The sequence below is a fragment of the Cupriavidus sp. UBA2010 genome, from assembly GCF_002335265.1.
GTDB lineage: Bacteria > Pseudomonadota > Gammaproteobacteria > Burkholderiales > Burkholderiaceae > Cupriavidus > Cupriavidus metallidurans.
Genome location: NZ_DDCI01000010.1, coordinates 126,548 through 151,546, shown reverse-complemented (window position 1 = coordinate 151,546; position 24,999 = coordinate 126,548). Strand labels below are relative to the sequence as shown.

General features: G+C 64.8%; 18 protein-coding genes. 12 read left to right on the top strand and 6 right to left on the bottom strand.

Going from position 1 to position 24,999, the window contains the following annotated elements; all coding sequences use genetic code 11:
* Nucleotide 1 precedes the first annotated feature (1 nt).
* Both dapC and B2246_RS06200 read right to left on the bottom strand, forming a co-directional pair.
* On the bottom strand, nt 2–1,201 hold the full coding sequence (gene dapC / locus B2246_RS06205; RefSeq protein WP_008649079.1) for a succinyldiaminopimelate transaminase: 1,200 nt from the start codon (nt 1,199–1,201) through the stop codon (nt 2–4).
* Between the two features lie 100 nt (nt 1,202–1,301).
* Complete coding sequence (locus B2246_RS06200; RefSeq protein WP_286880798.1) at nt 1,302–2,141, bottom strand: ferritin-like domain-containing protein; 840 nt, start codon at nt 2,139–2,141, stop codon at nt 1,302–1,304.
* A 455-nt stretch (nt 2,142–2,596) separates the two neighbouring features.
* Here B2246_RS06200 and smc point away from each other — a divergent pair, with 455 nt between their 5' ends.
* The 4 genes from smc to def are packed head-to-tail and all read left to right on the top strand — an operon-like array spanning nt 2,597 to nt 10,158.
* Entirely contained in the window at nt 2,597–6,112 is a 3,516-nt protein-coding gene (smc, locus tag B2246_RS06195) for a chromosome segregation protein SMC (protein WP_035882015.1), read from the top strand.
* Between the two features lies 1 nt (nt 6,113).
* Nucleotides 6,114–7,433 carry a cell division protein ZipA C-terminal FtsZ-binding domain-containing protein gene (locus tag B2246_RS06190; protein ID WP_286880795.1) on the top strand — a complete coding sequence of 440 codons (1,320 nt, stop codon included), beginning with the start codon at nt 6,114–6,116 and terminating at the stop codon, nt 7,431–7,433.
* Between the two features lie 11 nt (nt 7,434–7,444).
* Nucleotides 7,445–9,601, top strand: coding sequence for an NAD-dependent DNA ligase LigA (gene ligA, locus B2246_RS06185; RefSeq protein WP_286880793.1), 2,157 nt, complete (start codon nt 7,445–7,447; stop codon nt 9,599–9,601).
* Between the two features lie 23 nt (nt 9,602–9,624).
* Nucleotides 9,625–10,158: a peptide deformylase gene (gene def, locus B2246_RS06180; RefSeq protein ID WP_008648931.1), complete on the top strand. Its 534-nt coding sequence runs from the start codon at nt 9,625–9,627 to the stop codon at nt 10,156–10,158.
* On the opposite strand, the gene B2246_RS06175 is transcribed toward def, so the two are convergent.
* Nucleotides 10,146–11,588, bottom strand: coding sequence for an MFS transporter (locus B2246_RS06175; RefSeq protein WP_008648932.1), 1,443 nt, complete (start codon nt 11,586–11,588; stop codon nt 10,146–10,148). The genes def and B2246_RS06175 overlap by 13 nt on opposite strands.
* 119 nt (nt 11,589–11,707) lie before the next feature.
* Between B2246_RS06175 and B2246_RS06170 the strand changes: the two genes are divergently transcribed.
* Nucleotides 11,708–12,619 carry a helix-turn-helix transcriptional regulator gene (locus B2246_RS06170; protein WP_008648934.1) on the top strand — a complete coding sequence of 304 codons (912 nt, stop codon included), beginning with the start codon at nt 11,708–11,710 and terminating at the stop codon, nt 12,617–12,619.
* Between the two features lie 63 nt (nt 12,620–12,682).
* Here the strand turns inward: B2246_RS06170 and B2246_RS06165 are convergent, their stop codons facing one another.
* The 3 genes from B2246_RS06165 to map form a co-directional block, all read right to left on the bottom strand.
* Nucleotides 12,683–14,695 carry a pseudouridine synthase gene (locus B2246_RS06165; RefSeq protein ID WP_286880791.1) on the bottom strand — a complete coding sequence of 671 codons (2,013 nt, stop codon included), beginning with the start codon at nt 14,693–14,695 and terminating at the stop codon, nt 12,683–12,685.
* Between the two features lie 27 nt (nt 14,696–14,722).
* On the bottom strand, nt 14,723–17,296 hold the full coding sequence (locus B2246_RS06160) for a [protein-PII] uridylyltransferase (RefSeq protein ID WP_008652264.1): 2,574 nt from the start codon (nt 17,294–17,296) through the stop codon (nt 14,723–14,725).
* Nucleotides 17,297–17,375: 79 nt separating this feature from the next.
* A complete protein-coding gene (gene map, locus B2246_RS06155; protein WP_286880790.1) occupies nt 17,376–18,194 on the bottom strand; it encodes a type I methionyl aminopeptidase in 819 nt (272 codons plus the stop codon).
* A 347-nt stretch (nt 18,195–18,541) separates the two neighbouring features.
* On the opposite strand from map, the gene rpsB reads away from it, so the two are divergent.
* From rpsB to ispC, 7 genes are all read left to right on the top strand, one after another.
* Nucleotides 18,542–19,285 (top strand): 30S ribosomal protein S2, encoded by a 744-nt coding sequence (gene rpsB / locus B2246_RS06150; RefSeq protein ID WP_008652266.1) that lies wholly within the window; start codon nt 18,542–18,544, stop codon nt 19,283–19,285.
* A gap of 227 nt (nt 19,286–19,512) precedes the next feature.
* Nucleotides 19,513–20,391, top strand: coding sequence for a translation elongation factor Ts (gene tsf, locus B2246_RS06145; protein WP_008652267.1), 879 nt, complete (start codon nt 19,513–19,515; stop codon nt 20,389–20,391).
* A gap of 304 nt (nt 20,392–20,695) precedes the next feature.
* Nucleotides 20,696–21,406 carry a UMP kinase gene (pyrH, locus tag B2246_RS06140; protein ID WP_008652269.1) on the top strand — a complete coding sequence of 237 codons (711 nt, stop codon included), beginning with the start codon at nt 20,696–20,698 and terminating at the stop codon, nt 21,404–21,406.
* Between the two features lie 108 nt (nt 21,407–21,514).
* Complete coding sequence (frr, locus tag B2246_RS06135; RefSeq protein ID WP_008652270.1) at nt 21,515–22,075, top strand: ribosome recycling factor; 561 nt, start codon at nt 21,515–21,517, stop codon at nt 22,073–22,075.
* 52 nt (nt 22,076–22,127) lie between these two features.
* Nucleotides 22,128–22,898, top strand: a complete 771-nt coding sequence (locus B2246_RS06130; RefSeq protein ID WP_008652272.1) for an isoprenyl transferase — start codon at nt 22,128–22,130, stop codon at nt 22,896–22,898.
* A 42-nt stretch (nt 22,899–22,940) separates the two neighbouring features.
* Nucleotides 22,941–23,762 carry a phosphatidate cytidylyltransferase gene (locus tag B2246_RS06125; RefSeq protein WP_011516190.1) on the top strand — a complete coding sequence of 274 codons (822 nt, stop codon included), beginning with the start codon at nt 22,941–22,943 and terminating at the stop codon, nt 23,760–23,762.
* 31 nt (nt 23,763–23,793) lie between these two features.
* Nucleotides 23,794–24,972, top strand: coding sequence for a 1-deoxy-D-xylulose-5-phosphate reductoisomerase (gene ispC, locus B2246_RS06120; protein ID WP_286880788.1), 1,179 nt, complete (start codon nt 23,794–23,796; stop codon nt 24,970–24,972).
* Nucleotides 24,973–24,999 lie beyond the last annotated feature (27 nt).

The following is a 24,999-nucleotide window of genomic DNA, read 5'->3' as shown; positions in this document are numbered from 1 at the left end:
GTCAGCCCAGCGACTTGCAGAATTCGACAATCCGGCGCGCGCCTTCGAGGCATTCGTCCGGGGTGGCCACCAGCGCCATGCGGACCCGGTTCGCGCCGGGATTCATGCCGTGGGCGTCGCGAGCCAGATAGCTGCCGGGCAGTACCGTCAGGTTCTGTTCGGCCAGCAGCCGCACGGCGAACTCGGTGTCCGACAGGCCAGTGCGCGAGACATCGGCCCACAGGTAGAACGCCGCATCGGGCAGCGCCACGTCGAGCACCCCTGCCAGCATCGGCGTGACCTCGGCGAACTTGCGCACATAGGCCGCGCGGTTCTCGCGCACGTGCGCCTCGTCGCCCCACGCCGCGGCGCTGGCGGCCTGCACGGCCGGGTTCATCGCGGCGCCGTGGTAGGTGCGATAGAGCAGGAATTTCTTCAGGATCTCGGGATCGCCGGCGACGAAGCCCGAGCGCAGGCCCGGCACGTTCGAACGCTTCGACAGGCTTGAGAACATCACCAGCCGTTCCAGGCCACGGCCAAGCTTGTGGGCCGCTTCGAGCGCGCCAAGCGGCGGCTTTGCTTCGTCGAAGTAGATCTCCGAGTAGCACTCGTCGGAGGCAATCACGAAGCCATAGCGGTCGGACAAGTCGAAAAGCTGCTTCCAGTCTTCGAGCGACAGCACGGCGCCGGTCGGGTTGCCCGGCGAGCAGACGTACAGCAGTTGCACGTGCGGCCAGACATCGGCGCCGATCTGGTCGAACGCCGGCGCGAAGTTGCGCGCCGGATCGCTGTTGGCGAACACCGGACGGGCGCCGGCCAGCAGGGCCGCGCCTTCATAGATCTGGTAGAACGGGTTCGGGCACAGCACCAGCGGGTTGGGCTTGCTGCTGTCGATCACGGTCTGGGCGAACGCGAACAGTGCCTCGCGCGAACCGGTGACGGGCAACACCTCGGTGGCGGCATCGACCTTCGGCAGGTTGTAGCGGCGTTCGAGCCAGCCCGCGATGCACGCGCGCAGCGCGTCGCTGCCGGCGGTGCTCGGGTAGTTGGCCAGGCCGCCGAGCGACGCGGTCATCGCTTCCTTGATGAAGGCCGGGGTGGGGTGCTTGGGTTCGCCGATGCCGAAACTGATTGCCGGGACGGCGGCCGGTTTCACATCGGCCACCAGCGCGCGCAGTTTCTCGAAAGGATAGGTTTGGAGCAGGTCGAGGCGCGGATTCACGGTGGCAGCGGCGGGGCGGTTGAAACGCAGCATTATAAAGGAATGCCGCCCATCGCCGCGCGCGTGAATCGGGCAAATCCGCCCCGGCTGGCGCCGGAGATCAGTACAGCATCACCCGCGACACCACAGCCACGATCGGCCGGCGCAGAAACCGCTCCACCCGGGCGTTGAGGTGCAGTGGGCGCAACAGCATCCTGACCGTCATTTCCAGCGGCAGATGACGCCGGATAACGGCGCTGCAGCGGGAATTCAGCGCCCTGACATCGCCCTCGGGCACGTCTTCGCGTTCATGTTCGATCCGCAGGACGTTGCGCAGCGCGATCTCGGCGTCCTCGTTCTTGATTTCCAGCAGCCGCCGGGCCAGCGCGCCAAGTACCTTGGTGCGGCCGAGCCGCTCGTGCTCGTGCAGCGCGTTGAAGTAGCGATAGAAGTGCTTGTAGTGGCGCACTTCGTCATTGGCGATGCGGCGGGTCAGATCGCGCAGCACCGGTTCGTCGCTGGCCTGTTCCAGTGCGCGGTAGTAGGTGGCGGTGCCGGTTTCCACCACGCAGCGGGCGGCCATTTCCAGGGCCAGCGAGTGCTCGAAATTGTCGATCGAGCAGGTCACGCTGTATTCGTCGAAGAAGCGCCGGTATCCACGTTCCCAGTCGAATTCGGGCCAGACATGCTCCACGTAGCGGCGTAGCGCCTGCCCGTGCTGGAGTTCCTCGCACTCCCAGTGTTCGGCGAGCCACCGGGCGGCTTCGGGTACATCGGCGTAGTACTTGGCGAGGTTGCCCGCGTAGGTGTCGGATCCGCTTTCGATGAACGAGGCGGCGGCGAGCAGATAGAACAGCGTGCGGTTGTTGCGTACCTTGGCGACATCGATCGACGAAAAGTCGATCTCCGATATTGACCAGGGCAGGTCCCCCGGCGCCGTGGCCGGGTGCGTTGCGGTCATGCTCAATCCTCCATCCAGACTGCTGCTTGGCGCTTCAGGCTGGCCGCTGTCACGTCGAGTGCGGAGAACGGCCCGGAGGGCGATGAGGCCGGAGGGGACTCCGGGATCACGCCGGCATAGTGAGAGACTAGCACTAACCCTAAGAAGTTTCCTGGCGGATCGGCCAGACTTTGACTGCGGCGCGTATTTGCCAAACAACGGCGTGCGCCTAGAAAATCCTTGCAGCAACGCTGGCAACTGACGGATATCTATAGGTTTTCGGCGCCGGGGGATAGCGGCGTTACGACCCGCGCAACGGTAGATAAAGCGGCCGGCCGAGAGAATGGCGATGGTATGATTAGCGCCAATCTATCGGGCACCGGGGGCAGGATGCGGCGCAGGCGTCACGTCTGGGCGGCGGGCTCCGGTATGGCCCGGCTTATCCAATTGCGTATCGCCCAAACCACACGACAACCGTGCGACTGTCCTCGATCAAGCTGGCGGGCTTCAAGTCCTTCGTCGATCCCACCAATTTTCAAGTGCCCGGCCAGCTGGTCGGCATCGTAGGTCCCAACGGCTGCGGCAAATCCAACATCATCGACGCGGTACGCTGGGTGCTCGGCGAATCACGCGCCTCGGAGCTGCGTGGCGAGTCGATGCAGGACGTGATTTTCAACGGTTCCACGGCGCGCAAGCCGGCCGGTCGAGCCAGTGTCGAGCTGGTGTTCGACAACGCCGAAGGCCGCGCGGCCGGACAGTGGAGCCAGTACGCCGAAGTCGCGGTCAAGCGCGTGCTGACGCGTGACGGCACGTCCTCCTATTACATCAACAACCAGCCGGTGCGCCGCAAGGACATTCAGGATATCTTCCTGGGTACCGGCCTGGGTCCGCGCGCCTACGCCATCATCGGGCAGGGCATGATCTCGCGGATCATCGAGGCCAAGCCCGATGACATGCGGATCTTCCTGGAAGAAGCCGCCGGTGTTTCCAAGTACAAGGAGCGCCGCCGCGAGACCGAGAACCGGCTGGGCGACACGCGCGAAAACCTGACCCGCGTGGAAGACATCCTGCGCGAACTCGGCAATAACCTCGATAAGCTCGAGGGCCAGGCCGAAGTGGCGCAGCGTTTCCGCCAACTGCAGGCGGAAGGCGAAGAGAAGCAGCATCTGTTGTGGCTCTTGCGCAAGCGCGAGGCCCAGGCAGAACAGGAGCGCCACGCACGCGCGATCGACCAGGCACAGATCGACCTGGAAGCCCAGACCGCGCAATTGCGCCATGTCGAGGCCGAACTGGAAACGATGCGCGCGGCGCACTATGCGGCCTCGGACGGCATGCACGCGGCCCAGGGCTCGCTGTATGAAGCCAACACCGAGGTCAGCAAGCTCGAGGCCGAGATCCGCTACGTCGTTGAATCGCGCAACCGTTTGCAGGCTCAGATCGCCGCGCTGACCACTCAACGCGAGCAATGGCAGGGCAAGTCCGATCAGGCGAATGACGAACTGGCGCAGGCCGAGGAAAACCTGGCGCTGGCCGAGGCACGCACGATCGAGTCGCAGGAAACCGTCGCGCAGAAGAGCGACGAACTGCCGACGCTGGAAGGCCAATGGCGCGATGCCCAGCAGATGCTCAACGAGCAGCGCGCCGGCATCATGCAGGCCGAGCAGGCACTGAAGCTCGAAGCCGCGCATCAGCGCAACGCCAACCAGATGCTCCAGCAACTCGAGCAGCGCAAGGAGCGACTGCAGGGCGAGGAAAAGGGCCTGGATCGTCCGGACGAAGTCCGTCTGGAAGAACTGCGCATGGATCTGACCGAGCAGGAAGCGCTGCTCGAGGAAGCGCAGGCCGTGCTGATGGACAGCGAGGAGGCGGTTCCCCGCCTGGACGGAGAACGCCGTGCCGCGCAGGAGCGCGTGCAGAGCGAGGCCGCGGCGATCGCTTCGCTGGAAGCCCGTCTGTCCGCGCTGCGACAGTTGCAGGAGAACGTGCAGACCGACGGCAAGGTTCAGCCGTGGCTGGAGCGTCATGGGCTAGCCGAGCTTCCGCGTCTCTGGAAGAAGGTGCATATCGAGCCGGGCTGGGAAAACGCGCTCGAATCGGTGTTGCGCGAGAAGCTGGCCGCGCTGGAAGTGTCGAACCTCGACTGGGTCAAGGCATTCCTCTCGGACGCGCCGCCCGCCAAGCTGGCGTTCTACTCGCCGCCGCCTGCCGCGCGTCCCGTAGAGGCCCCGGCCGGGCTGCGTCCGCTGATGTCGCTGCTGCAGATCACCGAGCCCGGCATTCGTGCCGTGATGCAGGACTGGCTGGCCGATATCTATACCGCGACCGACATGACGCAGGCGCTGGCCGCGCGCGGCACGCTGCCCGAGGGCGCGCAGTTCGTGGTGGCCGAAGGCCATCTGGTCGGCCGCAATGCGATTCAGATCTATGCTGCCGACTCGGAACAGGCCGGGATGCTGGCTCGCGAGCAGGAGATCGAGAATCTGCAGAAGCAGGCCCGTGCCCAGATGCTGTTGTCGGACGAAGCCAGGACGCAGTCGGTGCGTGCCGAGTCGGCGTATACGCACGCCAGCGCGGTGCTGATCGACACGCGGTCTCGTGCCGAGCAGGCCACGCGCCGGGTGCACACGCTGCAGATGGACGTGCTCAAGCTCTCGCAGGCGATGGAGCGGTTCTCGGCGCGTAGCAATCAGATTCGCGAGGAACTGGCCGAGATCGACGCGCAGATCGACGAGCAACGCGCGATTCGCGCCGAATCGGAAGCCAGCTTCGAGCAGCACGACGCTCAACTGGCTGATATGCAGGCCTCGCACGAAGACCAGCAGATGGCCTTCGAGGGCATGGATGCGAAGCTGAGCGGGGCACGCCAGCAGTTGCGCGATCTCGAACGCGCCGCGCAGGAAGCGCTGTTCGCCGAACGCAATCTCGCCGGCCGTATCGACGAACTGCGCCGCAATATCCAGATGGCAGGCGATCAGAGCGAGCGCATCGCCGAGTCGCTTGAAAATGCGCGCGCCGAACTCGAAACGATCAACGAGCAGACCGCCAACACCGGCCTGCAGGAAGCGCTGGAAGTGCGCGCCGAGAAGGAGCAGAAGCTGTCCGCCGCGCGTATTGAACTCGACGCGCTCTCGGCCCAGCTTCGCCAGTTCGATGAACAGCGCCTGGCCGCCGAACGCAGCCTGCAGCCGCTGCGCGACCGCATCACCGAATGCCAGCTCAAGGAGCAGGCCGCGCGCCTGAACCAGGATCAGTTCACGGAGCAACTGGCCACGGCGGAAGTCGATGAAGCCGCGCTGGCCGAGAAGCTGACTGGCGACCTGAAGCCGTCCTACCTGCAGGGCGAGGTCACGCGCCTGAACAACGCCATCAACGCGCTGGGCCCGGTCAACATGGCCGCGCTTGATGAACTGACCGCGGCACGCGAGCGAAAGACCTTCCTCGATGCGCAGACCGCCGACCTGACCGACGCTATCAACACCCTGGAGGACGCGATCGCCAAGATCGACCAGGAAACGCGGGCACTGCTGCAAGGCACTTTCGACCAGGTCAATCACCACTTCGGCGAACTGTTCCCCTCGCTGTTCGGTGGCGGCCAGGCACGTCTGATCATGACCGGAGAGGAGATCCTCGACGCCGGCGTGCAGGTGATGGCCCAACCGCCGGGCAAGAAGAACTCGACGATTCACCTGCTGTCCGGCGGCGAGAAGGCGCTGACCGCGATCGCGCTGGTGTTCGCAATGTTCCAGCTCAACCCCGCTCCGTTCTGCTTGCTCGATGAGGTGGATGCGCCGTTGGACGATGCCAACACCGAGCGCTATGCCAACATGGTTGCGCGGATGTCCGACAAGACCCAGTTCGTATTTATTTCCCACAACAAGATTGCGATGGAGATGGCCCACCAGTTGATCGGCGTGACAATGCAGGAGCAGGGTGTATCGCGGATCGTGGCGGTGGACATGGATGCAGCCGTATCGATGGCGGAGGTCGCTTAAGATGGAACTGCAGAACGCATTGATCATCGCTGGTGTCGTATTGCTCCTGCTGCTGGTGGCCTATAACCGCTGGCAGATCTACAAGGCGCGCCGCGTGCGGCCGCTGATGCCCGAGGACGACGTTCAGCCGATGCGGGAGCCGGTGGTGGGCAAGACCACCCATCCCGAGACGGCGGCCAAGCTCAAGGAGGCCACGCCGCCGGAGCAAGTCTCGCGCCGTGAGCCGACGCTTGGTGGGGGCGGGCAGCGTCCCGCCGAACACGACGAGGACGAGGACGTGGCGACGGTGGCGGCGGCAGCCCGCGCGGCAGCCAGCACCGCGGATGCCGACGAGGCGGTGGCGGACGAGGTCGCTGTAGCCGCCTCGCCAGCGGCGGCGCATGCCGCCAAAGACGTGACACCGGCCGAGGTCGACGAACAGGCGGAAGCCCAAGAGGCGCCTGCCCGCGCGCAGCCTGCCGAGGCCGAGACCCTCAATGGTCAGCCCACGCCTGCGGTGATTGACCCGTTGATCGACTGCATCGTGCCGATGCATCTGGAACGCAAAGCGTCGGGCGATCGTATTTTGCCGCTGACGGGCCGTCTGCGTCGCGCCGGTACCAAGCAGGTGCATATCGAGGGCCTGCGCGTCGAATCCAACGCGTGGGAAGCCGTGACCGCAGGTCACCAGTACGAAGACATCCAGGTGGCCGTGCAACTGGCGAATCGCAGTGGTCCGCTCAACGCGCTTGAATTCTCCGAATTCGTCAACGCGGTGGAAGCCCTGTCCGAATCGCTCGATGCATCGGCGGACCTGCCGGACATGACCGAGACCGTCGGGAATGCGCGCGAACTCGACGCGTTTGCGGCGGGCGCGGACGTGCAGCTCGGCGTGAACGTGATCTCTGATGGCGCGCCGTGGTCGGCCGCCTATGTCCAGACGGTGGCGACGCAGGACGGGCTGGTGCTGTCGCGCGACGGCACACGCTTCATCCGCTATGAACCGGGCGCCGACGGCGTGCAACGGCCGCTGTTCACGCTGCAATTCGGCGATACCAACTTCCTGCGCGACGACCTGACGTTGAGCGCCGGCCGACAGATCACGCTGCTGCTCGACGTGCCGCAGGCATCGCAGGCGGCCAAGCCGTTCAAGACCGTGTGCGAATACGGGTACAGCCTGGCCCAGCGCATGGGCGCGCAACTGGTCGACGACAATATGCGGCCGCTGACCGAGGCGTCGTTCGTGGCGATCTTCGGCCAACTCGAGAAATTATACGAGAAGCTGGAATCGCGCGGAATGCCCGCCGGATCACCTGTTGCCGTGCGCTTGTTCAGCCAGTAACGGAGCCAGTCATGACCGCCAAGAAACAAGGCGCGCAGGCTTCAGCCTCCGCGCCGTCCGGCGCTTCCCCCGCCGAGCGCGCGCAATGGTTGCGCGAAGAACTGGAGCGCTACAGCTACCAGTATTACGTGCTCGACGCGCCGACGATTCCCGATGCCGACTACGATGCGCTGTTCATCGAGTTGCAGGCGCTGGAAGCCGAACATCCCGAGCTGCTGACACCCGATTCCCCCACGCAGCGCGTGGGCGGTGCGCCGTTGTCGGCGTTCGATTCGGTGCGCCACCGCGTGCCGATGCTGTCGCTCAACAACGGCTTCGAGGACGACGACGTCATCAACTTCGACCGGCGCTGCGCGCAGGGCCTCGGCCGTGCCACACCCGCCGCACCCGCGACACCCGCCGCGCCGGCTGACGATCTGTTCAGCGCGGCCGATGCCGCCGAGGCAGCCGCAAGCAACGCCGGGAATGCCGTCGAGTACGCCTGCGAGCTGAAGTTCGACGGGCTCGCGATGTCGCTGCGGTACGAGAACGGAACGCTCGTGCAGGCCGCCACGCGCGGCGACGGCGAGACGGGCGAAGACGTGACCGCGAACGTGCGTACGATCAAGGCGATTCCGCTCAAGCTGCGCGGCACGGCCCCGACCGTGCTGGAGGTGCGCGGCGAGGTGTTCATGTATCGCGCCGATTTCGACAAGCTCAACGCGCGCCAGGCCGAATCGGGCGAAAAGACATTCGTCAATCCGCGTAACGCGGCGGCGGGCAGCCTTCGCCAGCTTGATCCGCGTATTACGGCCAAGCGCCCGCTTTCGTTCTTTGCCTATGGCGTGGGCGAGATGGAAGGCGTCGACCGTCCGGTCACGCATAGTGCAATGCTTGACGGCTTTGCCAAGCTCGGTTTGCCTGTTTGCGACGAGCGGCGAGTGGTCCGGGGCGCCCAGGGCCTGCTGGCATTCCATCGCGAGGTTGGCGAGCGTCGTGACCAGTTGCCGTACGACATCGATGGCGTGGTTTACAAGGTCAACGCGATTGCCGAACAGGAACAGCTCGGCTTTGTCTCGCGCGCCCCGCGTTTCGCGCTGGCGCACAAATTTCCTGCGCAGGAGATGACCACTACGGTCGAGGACATCGAGGTTCAGGTTGGCCGCACCGGCGCGATCACGCCGGTGGCGCGACTGGCGCCAGTGTTCGTCGGCGGGGTCACCGTGACCAATGCCACGCTCCACAACGAGGACGAGATCCGGCGCAAGGACGTGCATATCGGCGACACGGTGATCGTGCGCCGCGCGGGTGACGTGATTCCGGAGGTGGTTGCCGTGGTGCTGGAGCGCCGCCCGGCGGACGCCCGTGCGTTTGTGATGCCGACTGAATGCCCGGTCTGCGGATCGCACGTGGAAAGACTCGAAGGCGAGGCGATTGCACGCTGCACGGGCGGGCTGATCTGCGCCGCGCAACGCAAGCAGGCGCTGCTGCATTTCGCGCAGCGTCGGGCAATGGATATCGAAGGGCTGGGCGACAAGGTGGTGGAGCAACTGGTCGACCTGGGCATCGTGCGCACGCCTGCCGATCTCTATAAGCTCGGCGTGGCAAAGCTCGCGGCGCTGGACCGGATGGCCGACAAGTCGGCATCGAATCTGGTGGTGGCGATCGAGCAGTCGCGCGAGACCACGATGAACCGCTTTATCTTCGCGCTCGGCATCCGTCATGTAGGAGAAGCGACGGCCAAGGATCTGGCCAAGCACTTCGGCAAGCTGGACAACCTGCTGGCCGCGGACGAGGCCGCCTTGCTCGAAGTCAACGACGTGGGCCCCGTGGTGGCGCAGTCGATCGCCAACTTCCTTGCAGAACCGCACAATGTCGAGGTTATCGAACAGTTGCGGGCGGCGGGGGTGCACTGGGCGGAGACAGAGCCGACCGCGCGTGCGCCGCTGCCGCTGGCTGGCAAGACGTTCGTGCTGACCGGCACGCTGCCGACGATGTCCCGCGAGGACGCCAAGGAGAAGCTGGAAGCCGCTGGCGCCAAGGTGGCGGGTTCGGTGTCGAAGAAGACCGACTACGTGGTGGCCGGGGCCGAGGCGGGCAGCAAGCTCGAGAAGGCGCAGACACTGGGCGTGGCGGTGCTGGACGAGGAAGGGATGTTGAAGTTGCTGGCCGAGGCCGGCGCAGCCTGATACGGAGAGAGGGAGAACGCGCAATGATCCGGGACATTCTGAAGATGGGCGACGCACGCCTGCTGCAACAGGCGCGCCCCGTGACGCAGTTCAACACGCCTGAACTGCGCCTGCTGATCGACGACATGTTCGACACGATGGAACATGCCAACGGCGCCGGCCTTGCCGCGCCGCAGATCGGCGTGGACCTGCAGGTGGTGATTTTCGGTTTCGATCGCAACCCGCGCTATCCCGACGCACCGACCGTGCCGAAGACCGTACTGATCAATCCGTCCCTGGAACCGCTGTCCGACGAGATGGAAGATGGATGGGAAGGGTGCCTCTCGGTGCCGGGCCTGCGCGGCGTGGTGCCGCGCTACACGCGGCTGAAGTACACGGGCTTCGACATGATGGGCAACAGGATCGAGCGCGTGGCCGAGGACTTCCATGCGCGCGTGGTGCAGCACGAGTGCGATCACCTGATCGGCGTGCTGTATCCAATGCGGATCAAGGACTTCACGCGCTTCGGTTTTACCGAGATCCTGTTCCCCGAACTACCACCCAATTACGACGACTGAGGCGAAGCGCACGCGGTGATTGCCGGCTGTCCATGCCGGTTGTGATAGACCAGCGCAGCGGCAACCAGGATCGTCATCAGGCACAACTCGGCGGCGAGGCTGGCCAGCGCCGCATCGAGATAAGTCGCGGCGTGATGCAGTCGCTGCGCGAATACCGTGCCGAGCAGGGCCGAGCCGAGTCCAAGCGAGGCCTGCTGAACCGTGGCCAGCGCGGCGCTGCCCGCGCCGGCCTGGTCGGTGGGAATGTCCGCCAGGCCAATCCGGTAGAAGCACCCGACCACCAGCGCATTGCCGAAGCCGATCAGCAAGCTTGGCGGGGCGAGCGTCAGGATGTCCGGGTGGGGCCAGGCGTGCCGCAGCACGTAGGCGAGCACCACAACGCCGGCCATCTGTGTCACGCATCCGACTATCAGCACACGCGTGCGGCCCCAGCCGTTCACCACGCGTGGGCTCGCCAGCGATCCCGCAATGAAGGCCAGCCCAAGCGGAATGAACGTGTTGCCCGCCATCGTGGGCGTCATACCCACGCCACCCTGCAGCGTTAGCGCCAGCACGAACATCAGGCCGCTCCAGCACGCATAGAAGAGTACGGCGACGATAAAGCCGAAGCGCACGCTGGGCAGTCGCAGCAACGATGGTGGCAGTAGCGGATGCACGCCGCGGCGTTCCTGGCGCAGTTCGATGTGCCAGAGCAGCAGCATCAACGGCGCCGTGGCGGCCAGAACGGCCAGCACGGGCCACGACCAGCGAAACATGGGTCCCAACGCGATCGGAAGCAGAATCGCCAGGATCACGGCAGCCAGCAGCACGGTGCCCGGGGCGTCGATGCCAGTGGCGTTCTCACGCCGGGTCTCGGGGATCACGCGCGGCGAAAGAACCAGGATGGCCAGGCAGATCGGCAGGTTGATCAGGAACGCGTTGCGCCACCCCAGGCCGCCGATGTCGGCGTCGACCAGCAAGCCGCCCAGAACCTGCCCGATGATGAACGCGATGCCACCAATCGACGCGAACAGCGCCAGGGCACGGGAGTGGGCGTGTCCACGCAGGCCGACGTGAATCGTCGCCAGAATCTGCGGCACGAGCAGCGCCGCCGCCGCGCCTTGCAGCGTCCGCGCGATCAGCAGCGACAGCATCGAATCCGCCACGCCGCACAGTAGCGACGCGACGCCGAAGAGCAGCACACCGACGTTGAAGATGCGACGGCGACCGTAGTTGTCGCCGAGCCGCCCGCCCATGGCCAGGAAGACGGCGAATGCCACGCCGTAGACGGCCACCATCAGTTCCAGTTCGGACGGCGTCGCTCCCAGGGAGTGCTCGATAGGGTGTAGCGCCACATTGACGATCGAAAAGTCGATCTGTGGCAGTAGCTGGCCGGCCAGCAGGACGTAAAGTCCGGCTCGACCGAGGGTGGGGGCGGGGGATGTTTGCATGGCGGATCTGGCCTCGACAACGCTTGAGGACCGGAGTATGGTGGGTCGATCAGACTGGTACAAGAGTCCAGTTAGACTGGTATAAATTGTGTCAGCCTAGGCAAACGGAGTGACTGATCATGAATGCTCGCCAGGAACCGGGTGTCCTGCTCGATGTGGATGGCTACGAGGAGATCGAGGGCACCGGCAGGGAGGTGGAACTAGGCGCATTCCTGCGCGCCCGGCGCGAGAGCCTGGATCCGGCGCGGCTGGGCCTGTCGCGCATGGGCCGGCGGCGCACGCCCGGCTTGCGGCGCGAGGAAGTGGCCGCGATGGCTGACATCGGCATCACGTGGTACACGAAGCTGGAGCAGGGCCGTCCGATCCGGGTATCGCCGAAGGTGCTCAATGCGGTTGCCGCAGCGCTGCAGTGTTCGCCCTCGGAGACCGAGCATCTGTTCACACTGGCTGGCATGCAACGTCCGGCGCCACTCGCGGGGACGTCGGTCTGCGAAACGGTGTCCGCCACGACGCAACGGATCCTCGACCAGCTCGATCCGATTCCCGCCCTGGTGCAGAACGCGCGATTCGACATCGTCGCGCATAACGATGCCTATTGCCGCCTGCTTGGCGTCGATCTGCCGGGCCTGCCGGTCGAGGATCGCAACTGTGTCTATCTGGCGCTGACACATCCGGCCTGGCGCGCGATCGTGGTTGACTGGCATGGCATGGTTGCGAACATGGTGGCGCTTTACCGGGCCGCGATGGCCGAGCATGTGCACGATCCTGTCTGGGAAGCGCAACTCGAGCGCTATATGGCGGTGTCGGCGCTATTCCGGGATCTGTGGCAGCGTTATCAGGTGCGCGGTATCCAGAACCACGTCAAGCAGTTCACCCATCCGGAAACGGGGGCTTTCAACCTGACGCAGACCAACTGGTGGACCGCGCCGCGTAACGGCGCGCGGCTGCTGGTCTATGTGCCGGCTGATGAGTCGGCCGAGGAGGCGCTGCACAAGCTGCAACCGGTGACCGGGAAGCGCGCAGGCGTTTGAGTGATGGATGGCTATTCCTCCCCCCGCTGACGGGAGAGAGGAATAGCCGGCAGGCGCCGCCGATCAGAACTTCTCGAAGGCCCCCAGGAAGCGCCACTGGCCCGGCGGCAAGTCGCCGAGCACCACACGGCCCATGCGCACGCGCTTGAGGCCAACCACCTTCAGGCCGACCTGCTCGCACATCCGGCGAATCTGACGCTTGCGGCCTTCACGCAGCACGAAGCGCAGTTGCTCCTCGTTCTGCCAGCTGACCTTGGCGGGCTTGAGCGCCACGCCGTCCAGCGACAGACCATGGCGCAGACGCTCCAGCATGTCATCGGGGAACACGGCACTGATATTGCGTTCGACCAGACCCTGCGGCGACTCCCACTCCACACGCACCAGATATTCCTTCTCGACATTCGAGTCGTCGCCGATCAGTGCGCGTGCAACGCGGCCATCCTGGGTCAGCACGAGCAGCCCAGTCGAGTCGATGTCGAGCCGGCCCGCCGGTGCGAGATTCTTGCGTTGCCACGGGGCGAAGCGCTTGCGCGTGGGGTCCAGTTCCCATTGGTTCTCGGGCGCGAACAGCACGGCCGCCGGCTCATAGCCGTCTTCGGCCTGGCCGGAGACATAGCCGACCGGCTTGTTCAGCAGCACCGTCACGCGTTCGCCTTGTTCCGAGCGCGCGGCCTGCAGGATTTCGATCTCCGCTTCGGGACGAATGCGCGTGCCGAGTTCGGTCACTGGTTTGCCGTCGACGAGCACCCAGCCACGCGGAATCCATTCATCGGCCTCGCGGCGCGAGCACAGGCCCAGTTCGGACATGCGCTTGGAGAGGCGGACGAGGCCGTCTTCATGCTCGGAGACCGGCTGATGCGCTTCGGCGCGCGGTGCCGGGCGTTCGGTGCGCTCACCACGGGCGCGGTCGGCGGAGTCGCTGAAGCGGCGTGCCGGGGCGTCACCACGACGCGGTGCGTTGTCGTCCTGGTGCGGCCGGCGCGGCGCGCGAGCTTCGTCGCTGCGGTGCGGACGCTCGGTGCGCTGCGTGCGTTCGTCATCGCCGTAGCGGCGGGGACGTTCGGCGCGATTGTCGTCGCCATAGCGGCGCGGTTGCGCGGGGCGGTTGTCATCCCCATAGCGGCGCGGTTGCGCGGGGCGGTTGTCATCCCCATAGCGGCGTTCACGCTGGGGGCGTTCCTCGTCGCCGAAGCGACGGGGCGGCGCGGCGCGATTCTCGTCGCTGAACCGACGGGGACGCTCGGCGCGATTGTCGTCGCCATAACGGCGCGGTTGCGCGGGGCGATTGTCGTCTCCAGCGCGGCGTTCACGCTGGGGGCGTTCCTCGTCGCCAAAGCGGCGGGGCGGGGCGGCGCGATTCTCATCGCTGAACCGACGCGGACGCTCGGCGCGATTGTCATCGCCATAGCGACGCGGTTGCGCGGGGCGGTTGTCGTCCCCATAGCGGCGTTCACGCTGGGGGCGTTCCTCATCGCCAAAGCGACGGGGGGGCGCGGCGCGATTCTCATCGCTGAACCGACGCGGACGCTCGGCGCGATTGTCGTCACCATAGCGGCGCGGCTGCGCGGGGCGGTTGTCATCCCCATAGCGGCGTTCACGCTGGGGGCGTTCCTCGTCGCCAAAGCGACGGGGGGGCGCGGCGCGATTCTCATCGCTGAACCGACGCGGACGCTCGGCGCGATTGTCATCGCCATAGCGGCGCGGCTGCGCGGGGCGGTTGTCATCGCCGTACCGGCGCTCGCGCTGCGGGCGCTCCTCATCGCTGAACCGGCGTGGTGCCCGTTCTCCTTCGGCAAAACGGCGAGGTGCCCGCTCGCCTTCGGCGGGGCGAGGACGTGCCGGTCGCGCCGGTCGATCCTGACGGTCATTGCGCGGCGCGCCATCGGCCGGCCCAGCCTTGCGCTTGTCCTTGTCGGAGGCGCGGTTCTTGGCCTGTTTGATCCCCGTGACCACTTCCTGGACACGCTTGCGGTTCAGGTCAGACACGCGCACGGGGCGGCTCGCCTTGCGCGTTGTGCCGGAGGAGGTGGTCTTGATGCCCAGCGTCTTGCGGCCGGGCGTATTGCTATCGGTCATATCGTTTCAACTACCGGCGTGCCGGCCTCAGATGGCCAGCGCGTCGAGCAGGTCCTGTTCAAGCTGAATCTGCAATCGGTTGTCGGCGGCCAGTCGCGAGCCGTCGACCAGGAACACGTCTTCCACGCGTTCACCGAGCGTATTGATGCGTGCCGAATGCACGGACACGCGATGTTTGGCCAGCACGCGCGCGATCGCGTACAGCAGGCCGGTGCGGTCGTTGGCGGATACCGACAGCAGGTAATACTGGCCGCGCTCGTCGGGACGCAGGTCCACGCGCGGCTTGATGGGGAAACTGCGCGACTGGCGCGACAGGCGTCCTTGTGCAGGGTCGGGGAGCGGGCACTCCAGCCGCACGCGCTCACCGAGTTCGTGCTCGACGAGCGTCAGGATGTCGCGGTAGTCACCGGCAAGACCAGGGTCCGTGATCTGGAACGTATCCAGCGCGTAACCGTCGCGCGTGGTCTCGATCTTGGCGTCCTGAATCGAAAAGGCCTTGCGCTCGAAGTAGCCGCAGATACGTGCGAACAGATCGGGCTGATCCTTGACGTAGACCGCTACCTGGAGACCTTCGCCCGCCGGCGAAATGCGCGCTTTGACCACGGGGTTGGGGCTGTTCACCTTGTTGAACAGACTGCGCGTGAGCCAGGCGATGTCGCGAGCGTCCTGCCGCATGAAGAACGACATGTCGAGCTTGTCCCACAGTGGCTTGGCCAGTTCGGGATCGAATGCTTTCAGTCGCAGTTGGGCGATCGTGTCGTCGCGCTTCTGTGCCCAGAGCGAATGTGTGTCGAGCCGCGCGCCGCCGAGCACGCGCAGCGTGATGCGGTACAGGTCCTCGAGCAGCTTGCCCTTCCAGGCATTCCAGACCTTCGGGCTGGTGCCACGAATATCGGCCACGGTCAGCAGGTACAGCGCGGTCAGATAGCGCCCGTTGCCCACTACCTGGGCGAATGCCTTGACCACGTCGGGGTCGGTCAGGTCCTGTTTCTGGGCGACGTGGCTCATCGTCAGGTGATGCTCGACCAGCCACGCGATCAGGTCCGTGTCTTCACGCGAGATGCCGTGCTGCTTGCAGAAGCGGCGGGCATCGACGGTGCCGAGCTTCGAATGATCGCCGCCACGGCCCTTGGCGATGTCATGAAACAGTGCCGCCACCCACAGCACCCAAGGGCGGTCGAAGCCAGCCATCAACTGGCTGCAGAACGGAAACTCGTGCGTATGCTCGACGATCGCGAAGCGGCGCATATTACGCACGACCATCAGGATGTGCTGGTCCACGGTATAGACGTGGAACAGGTCGTGCTGCATCTGGCCGACGATGCGTCGGAAATTGATCAGGTAGCGGCCCAGCACGCTGGTCTGGTTCATCAGGCGCAGCGCATGGGTGATCCCCTGCGGTTCCTGGACGATGGCCAGGAACAGGCGACGGTTCACCGGATCGTTGCGCCAGCTGGCGTCCATGACCGTGCGCGCGTTGTAGAGCCCGCGCAGCGTGCGCGGCGAAAGGCCTTTCACGCCGGGCGTGCGCTCATAGAGCAGGAACGTCTCCAGGATCGCGTGCGGATTGCGCTCGTAGAGATCGTCGCTCGTGATCTCCAGCATTCCCTGGCGTTCGACGAAACGATCGTTGATCTCGCGCGTGACCATCGACTCGCTCGGGAACAACATCGCCTCGATGTTCAGCAGCAGCACGCTGTTGAGCTGCGTGACCGCTTTGGCTGCCCAGTAGTAGCGGCGCATTAGCTGTTCGCTGGCGCGCTTGTTCGTGGTCTGCCGATAGCCGAATGCCTCGGCCAGCGCCGTCTGCAAGTCGAACACGAGCACGTCCTGGCGGCGGCCGGCCAGCAGGTGCAGGCGAGCGCGGATCGTGCGCAGCAGGCGCTCGTTGCGGGTGAGTTCCTGCGCTTCGCGCTCGGTCAGCAGGCCGCGCTCGAACAGTTGCTTCCAGCTGTCGCCGAGCCTGGCGGCCTCGGTCATCCACAGGATGACTTGCAGGTCGCGCAAGCCGCCCGGGCTTTCCTTGCAGTTCGGTTCCAGAGCGTACGGCGTGTCCTGGTACTTGGCATGTCGCTGACGCATTTCCAGCAGCTTGGCCTGGAAAAAGTCGGCCGCATCCATATCGGCCTGATAGCGCGTCTGCAAGGACTTGAACAGCGCCTTGTTGCCGATCAGCAGACGTGCCTCAAGCAGCGATGTGCGGATCGTGATGTCGGCCGCCGATTCGCGGATGCAGTCGTCGACCGTGCGCACCGACGAGCCGATCTCGAGGCCCAGGTCCCAGCATAGGCCGATAAAGCGCTCGAGCTTCGCTGCCGTTTCCGCGTCGGGATCGCCGGGCAGAAGTAGCAGCACATCGACGTCGGAGTAGGGGAACAGCTCCCCGCGCCCATAGCCGCCGACCGCCACCAGGGCGGCGTCGCCGGGCAGTTCCAGGCCAGTCCAGGCGTCAGTCAGCGCGACGTCGACGGCGCGGCGCAGCTTGGTGACGAGTGGGTTGACCTGGTTGTTCGCGTCGAATTCGGCGAACAGCGCCTGCTTGTCGGCCTTGAGCTTGTCGCGAATGCGCTGGCAGAGCAGCAGTTCCGGCGTGGTGTCCATGGGCGGGTCGATGGAGGTCGTGGGCACGGCTGCAAGAAGAAAGGGCGCCGTGGTTGGCGCCCTGGCGAACGTTGCGGCGTCAGGCCGCCACGGTTTCCGTGATGAATGCTGGCGGCAACGGCGAGCCTTCGGAAAGCGTCAGCACTTCGTAGCCGGTTTCGGTCACGAGCACGGTGTGCTCCCATTGGGCCGACAGGCTGCGGTCGCGCGTCTTGACGGTCCACTGGTCAGGCATCGTGCGGATATCGCGCTTGCCTGCGTTGATCATCGGCTCGATCGTGAAGATCATGCCGGTCTTGATCTCCATCCCAGTGGCTGGACGGCCGTAATGCAGGATCTGCGGGTCCGAGTGGAAGACCTTGCCGATGCCGTGGCCGCAATATTCGCGTACCACGCTATAGCCGGCGGCCTCGGCATGGGTCTGGATGGCATGGCCGATGTCGCCGAGGCGCGCGCCGTTACGCACCTGCTGGATGCCCTTCCACATGCATTCGTAAGTGATCTGGGACAGGCGCTTGGCCAGGATCGACGCCTCGCCGACCACGAACATGCGGCTCGTGTCGCCGTAGTAGCCTTCCTTGGTGATCACGGTGATGTCGAGATTCACCACGTCGCCGGTCTTCAGCACGCGGTCGCCCGGAATGCCGTGGCAGATCACGTCGTTGACCGACGTGCAGATGGCGCCAGGGAAGGGCGGGTAACCGGGGGGCGCATAGTTCAGCGGCGCCGGCACGGTGCCCTGCACGTCGCGCATATACGCGTGGCAGAGGCGGTCGAGTTCGCCGGTGGTGACGCCGGGCTTCACGTGCGGGGTGATGTAGTCGAGGACCTCGGAGGCAAGGCGGCAAGCCACGCGCATTTGGGCGATGTCTTCGGCGGTGTTGATATGGATGCTCATGCTGCTTTGCCTGTAAGTGACGGCTCAGCCACAGGCTGCGCCGGAAACGATTCGCAAGACGGGATTATCGCACCATCGTGACGGGAAAGCAGGGGGAACACGGGGAATTGTCCGATTGACGGCGGCGGGGCGGCCTGCTCTTGGTCGATTTCCAAGGGGGTTGAGCCGACCCCGACTTTGTTGCTACAATCGCGGGCTGACTTGCTCCGGGCTGCTCGACAAGCGTTGCGGTGGCTCAGGCGGGTCAGAAATCACTTTTTTGTAAATCGCTGGTCCGCCCATCCGGGGTGTTCCTTTTCAGGAATGTCGGGGCGGACTTCAGACCAAACCCTATTGGAGCACCTCTCATGTCCGTGACTATGCGCGAAATGCTGGAAGCCGGTTGCCACTTTGGCCACCAGACCCGCTTCTGGAACCCGAAGATGGCCCCCTTCATCTTCGGTCACCGCAACAAGATCCACATTATCAACCTCGAAAAGACCCTGCCGATGTTCCAGGACGCGCTGAAGTACGTGCGCCAACTGGCAGCAAACCGCGGCACCGTGCTTTTCGTGGGTACCAAGCGTCAATCGCGCGAAATCCTGGCTGAAGAAGCTGGTCGCGCTGGCATGCCCTACGTCGACGCCCGCTGGCTCGGCGGCATGCTGACGAACTTCAAGACCGTCAAGATCTCGATCAAGCGCCTGAAGGACATGGAAGCCGCCAAGGAAGCCGGCGCGCTGGAAACCATGAGCAAGAAGGAAGCGCTGATGTTCGAGCGCGAGATGGAAAAGCTGGAAAAGTCCATCGGCGGCATCAAGGACATGGGCGGTATTCCTGACGCCATTTTCGTGGTGGACGTCGGCTACCACAAGATCGCCGTGACCGAAGCCAACAAGCTGGGCATCCCCGTGATCGGTGTGGTCGACACGAACCACTCGCCGGAAGGCATCGACTACGTGATCCCGGGTAACGACGACTCGAGCAAGGCCGTGGCCCTGTACGTGCGCGGCGTGGCCGACGCGATCCTGGAAGGCCGCGCGAACGCGGTTCAGGAAGTCGTGGAAGCCGCACGCGGCGACGACGAATTCGTCGAAGTCCAGGAAGGCTGATTGCCCGCTGGCGTCTGAGGCCGGGGCACACCGGCCACTGACGCCTGCCTTGCGGCAACTAAAAAAGGGGGCACAGCTGGCGCCCCCTTTTTGCAAACAGAATTTGTTGTCATCCGCCGCGGATACCATTCGCCGCGGGTGAAGCCGGACTGAAGTGGATCTGATCCCGGCCGGCTGCCACGCGCGACGTGCTGGGCAGTCGGCCCGAACCAATCAAGGAGTGACAAATGGCGGCAATTACCGCAAGCATGGTTGCAGAACTGCGCGCGAAGACCGACGCGCCGATGATGGAATGCAAGAAGGCCCTGACGGAAGCCGACGGCGATCTGGGCAAGGCTGAAGAACTGCTGCGCGTCAAGCTGGGCAACAAGGCCAGCAAGGCTGCTTCGCGCGTGACCGCAGAAGGCATCGTGGTTTCGTACATCGACGGTACCACGGGTGCGCTGGTCGAACTGAACTGCGAAACCGACTTCGTGTCGAAGAACGACGACTTCCTGGGCTTCGGTGCCAAGGTTGCCGAGCTGGTCGCCAAGCAGAACCCGGCCGATGTGGCTGCTCTGTCGGCGCTGGAAATGGACGGTTCGACCGTCGACGCCGTGCGCTCGGCGCTGATCGGCAAGATCGGCGAGAACATGACGATCCGCCGCTTCCAGCGTTACACCAACGGTGGCAAGCTGGTTTCGTACCTGCACGGCACCCGTATTGGCGTGATGGTCGAGTTCGATGGCGACGAAACCGCCGCCAAGGACGTCGCCATGCACGTGGCCGCCATGAAGCCGGTGTCGCTGTCGGCTGACCAGGTGCCCGCCGAGCTGATCGCCAAGGAGCGCAGCATCGCCGAGCAAAAGGCTGCCGAATCGGGCAAGCCGGCCGAGATCGTCGCCAAGATGGTGGAAGGTTCGGTCCAGAAGTACCTGAAGGAAGTTTCGCTGCTGAACCAGTCGTTCGTGAAGAACGACAAGCAGACCGTGGAACAGATGCTGAAGGGTGTCAACACGACCGTGAAGGGTTTCACGCTGTACGTGGTTGGCGAAGGCATCGAGAAGAAGCAGGACGATTTCGCTGCTGAAGTGGCTGCCCAGGTGGCCGCCGCCCAGAAGGCCTGATGTCCTGGTGGCTGGGCGGGTTTCCCCCTTGAGGGGTGACCACCTGGCCACCGTATAATGCAGAGGGGCGCCGCAAGGTGCCCCTCTGCACAAGTGCGGCCTTCAGTGGCGCCGCACCAGCCAGTTTTCGCAGTCACCGGCATTTCGCGCGTCTTTTGACAGATGTTGCAGGCAGATGACAGCGAAAACCGGCTTGTCTCAGTCAAGCGATCCGTATTTTTGCGCGGCCGGTGCGCAGATGCTTCGTGCCGCCCGCGCCCACCCTCCGTTCAAACGAGCGATCAAGAACCAGCCCGAGGTGAACATGCCTGCCTATAAGCGCGTCCTTCTGAAATTGTCCGGTGAAGCCCTGATGGGCGACGATGCCTTCGGTATCAACCGTGCCACCATCGAGGGCATGGTCAATGACATTGCCGAAATCGTGAAGCTGGGTGTCCAGGTCGCGGTGGTCATCGGCGGCGGTAATATCTTCCGCGGTGTTGCTGGCGGTGCTGCCGGCATGGACCGCGCCACGGCAGATTACATGGGCATGCTGGCCACGATGATGAATGCGCTGGCCTTGCAGGACGCGATGCGCCACGCCAGCATCGAAGGCCGTGTGCAGTCCGCGCTGCGCATGGACCAGGTCGTCGAGCCGTATATCCGCCCGCGCGCGATTCGCCAGCTCGAAGAGGGCAAGGTGGTGATCTTCGCCGCCGGCACCGGCAACCCGTTCTTCACGACCGATACGGCCGCGGCGCTGCGTGGCTCTGAAATCGGTGCCGAAATCGTGCTCAAGGCCACCAAGGTGGACGGCGTGTATACCGCCGATCCCAAGAAAGATCCAAGCGCCACGCGCTATACGACCATCTCGTTCGACGAAGCCATTTCCCGCAACCTGCAGGTCATGGACGCCACCGCGTTCGCGCTGTGCCGTGATCAGAAGCTGCCAATCAAGGTGTTTTCGATCGTCAAGCCGGGCGCACTGAAGCGCGTGATCCTGGGCGAGGACGAGGGCACGCTGGTGCACGTTTAAGAGGCGGGGACCGCATCTGGATGCGGATTCGGTCCTTCCTCAGAGTAGAATGTTTCATTTTCGATCCCGCTGGGCGGGATCATGTCTGGCCGTTTTTCGGAGGTAATCATGACCGTCGCCGACACTAAGAAGAGCGTCGAGCAGAAGATGCAGAAGTCGATCGAAGCTTTCAGGGCCGATCTGGCGAAAGTTCGTACCGGCCGCGCGCATACCGGCCTGCTTGACCATGTTCAGGTGGATTACTACGGCTCGATGGTGCCGATCAGCCAGGTGGCTGCAGTCAGCCTTGCCGACGCCCGCACGATCTCCGTGCAGCCTTGGGAAAAGAAGATGGTCCAGGCTGTGGAAAAGGCGATCCGCGACGGCGATCTGGGCCTGAACCCGGCCACGATGGGCGACGTGATCCGCGTGCCGATGCCCCCGCTGACCGAAGAGCGCCGCAAGGAGCTGACCAAGGTGGTCAAGGGCGAAGCCGAAGGCGCCAAGGTGGCCGTGCGCAACCTGCGCCGCGACGCCAACGAGCAGTTCAAGAAGCTGGTCAAGGACAAGGCTATTTCCGAGGACGACGAGCGTCGCGGTCAGGACGAAGTGCAGAAGCTCACGGACAAGTTCGTGGCCGAAATCGACAAGCTCGTTGCCGAGAAAGAGAAGGAGATCATGACGGTGTAAGGCCGTCCTGGCGGCCGAGCCGCCAGGGTTGCCGGATATCGTCCGCGAATCCATGCAGCACATCAGTTCGACGCTAGGCGTTCCCGATACCACTTATGTGCCTCGGCACGTTGCCATCATCATGGATGGCAACGGTCGCTGGGCGACGCAGCGTCATCTGCCCCGCGTGGCCGGCCACAACCGTGGCCTGGACGCGGTGCGCGAGATCGTGCAGGCGTGCGCCGCGCGTGGCGTGCAGTACCTGACGCTGTTTGCATTCAGTTCCGAAAACTGGCGCAGGCCTGCCGACGAGGTGTCCTTCCTGATGCGTTTGTTCATGACCGCCTTGCGTCGCGAAGTGGTCAGGATGCACGCCAACAATATTCGCCTGCGCGTGGTCGGTGATCTCAGCCGGTTCAGCCCGCGCATCCAGCAGGCGATCAAGGATGCCGAGGCGCGCACGGCAGGCAATACGGGTCTGACCGTGACGATCGCCGCCAACTATGGCGGCCGCTGGGACCTGCTCCAGGCGATGCGCAAGATGCTGGCGCGTTCGCCGCTGCTCGATTCGGACGCGATCGACGAGTCTGTTCTGGCACCGCATCTGGCCATGGCCTACGCGCCCGAGCCGGACCTGTTCATCCGCACCGGCGGAGAGCAGCGCATCAGCAACTTCCTGCTCTGGCAGCTTGCCTACACGGAGTTGTATTTCACCGAAACGTTCTGGCCGGATTTCGATGCTGCCGAGCTGGACAAGGCCTTTGCCTCGTACCGTCAGCGCGAGCGGCGCTTCGGACGGACCAGCGCGCAGCTGGTGGCGCCAGGCCTGTCCGGCACAGCCTGACGCATCCAACCCCCAACAAACTCACGGGAACCCACAGCGCACATGCTCCTTACCCGCGTCATCACCGCCGTATGCCTGTTGCTGTTGATCCTGCCGATCCTGTTCCTGGCGCCGCCGGCGGCACTGGCGGGGCTGGTCGCCGTCATCGTGCTGCTGGGTGGCTGGGAGTTTGGTCGCCTGATCGGGTTGCGCGGGGCCTGGCCCTATGTGTACGCCGTAGCTTGCCTGCTGGTCCTGATCGGATGGCATGATGCGCCGCAGCGTGACGCGGTGACGTGGCTGCTGGAGGCGTCCCTGATTGCCTGGGGTGTGGCGCTGGTGCTGATGGCGCGCGGCGTGCGAACTGCCACCCCGGCGTTCACGGCGCTCGGCGTCGTTCTGGGGCTGATCATGTTGCCGGCCTTTGGTCACGCCGTCATGGTGCTTCGGGCAGCGGGCATTGGCGTGCTGCTGACGGCTGCCGTGCTGGTCTGGGCCGCCGATATCGGCGCATACTTTGTTGGCAAGGCCATCGGCAAGCGCAAGCTGGCACCCACGATCAGTCCGGGCAAGTCCTGGGAGGGCGCCATTGGCGGATGGCTGCTGGCGATGATCGTGGCGCTCTCGCTGGCCGCGACGCACACGTTCGCCCCAACGTGGTATTCGTTGGTTGCCGACAAAGGCGGGCTGCGCCTCGTGGTTATTCTGACCACACTGCTGGTCGCGGCCAGTATTGTCGGCGACTTGTTCGAGTCGCTGCTCAAGCGCCAGGTCGGCATGAAGGACAGCAGCCGTTTGCTGCCCGGCCATGGCGGGATCCTGGACCGGATCGATGCGTTGATCCCGGTGTTCCCGCTGGCGGCTCTGCTGCTGGCGTGGATCTGAACAAATAATCTGATTTCGCATTCCAGCTTCTATGCAACGCATCACCATCCTCGGCGCTACGGGTTCCATCGGCGAGAGCACACTTGACGTGGTTCGGCGCCATCCGGATCGCTACACTGTGCACGCACTCAGCGCGCATCGGCAGGTCGACAAGCTGGCGGCCGCCTGCGTGGAGTTTCGTCCCGCGCGGGCCGTGGTAGGGTCGGCCGAGGCAGCAAGCGAACTTGAAGCCAAGCTGCGTGCCGCCGGTGTTCCCACCGAGGTGAGCTATGGCGAGGCCGCGCTTGAATCCATCGCCGAGGACGCTGGCACGGATGCAGTGATGGCCGCCATCGTCGGTGCGGCAGGCCTGCGATCCTCGCTGGCGGCTGCTCGGGCCGGCAAGCGTGTGCTGCTGGCCAACAAGGAATCGCTCGTGATGTCCGGCGGCATCTTCATGGATGCCGTGCGTGAGCATGGCGCCACGCTGCTGCCCATCGACAGCGAACACAACGCCATCTTCCAGTGCCTGCCGACCAGTGATCCGCGCTATGGCGCCGGGGTATCGAAGGTGCTGCTTACCGCTTCGGGTGGCCCGTTCCGCACGCGTGATCCGTCCACGCTGCACGACATCACGCCCGACCAGGCCTGCGCGCATCCGAAGTGGGTGATGGGGCGGAAGATCTCGGTCGATTCTGCGACGATGATGAACAAGGGTCTCGAGGTCATCGAGGCGCACTGGCTGTTTGGCGCGCCGGCCGAGAAGATCGAGGTGCTGATCCATCCGCAAAGCATTGTCCACTCGATGGTGGCCTACGCGGACGGCTCCGTGCTGGCGCAACTGGGCAACCCCGACATGCGGACACCCATCGCCTACGGCATGGCCTATCCGGAGCGGATCGACTCCGGTGTAACGCCGCTCGATCTCACGGTTGCCGGTGGCCTGCATTTTGAGACTCCGAACCTTGAGCGCTTCCCATGCCTTGGGCTAGCCTTTGATGCATTGCGTGCCGGCGGCGTGGCGCCCGCGGTGCTAAATGCAGCTAACGAGGTGGCCGTGGAAGCGTTCCTGAACGGCAAGATCCGCTTCACCGATATCGCTCGCGTGGTCGCAACCGTGCTGGAGCAGTCGGCGGAAGGATCGGCTGATACGCTCGAGGGCGTACTGGCTGCCGATTCAGCGGCGCGTCGCGGCGCGCAGGCGCAGTTGGGAGGCCTGGCTGGCCGTTGAACCAGTCCGCCGTGGGCAAAATCTGAA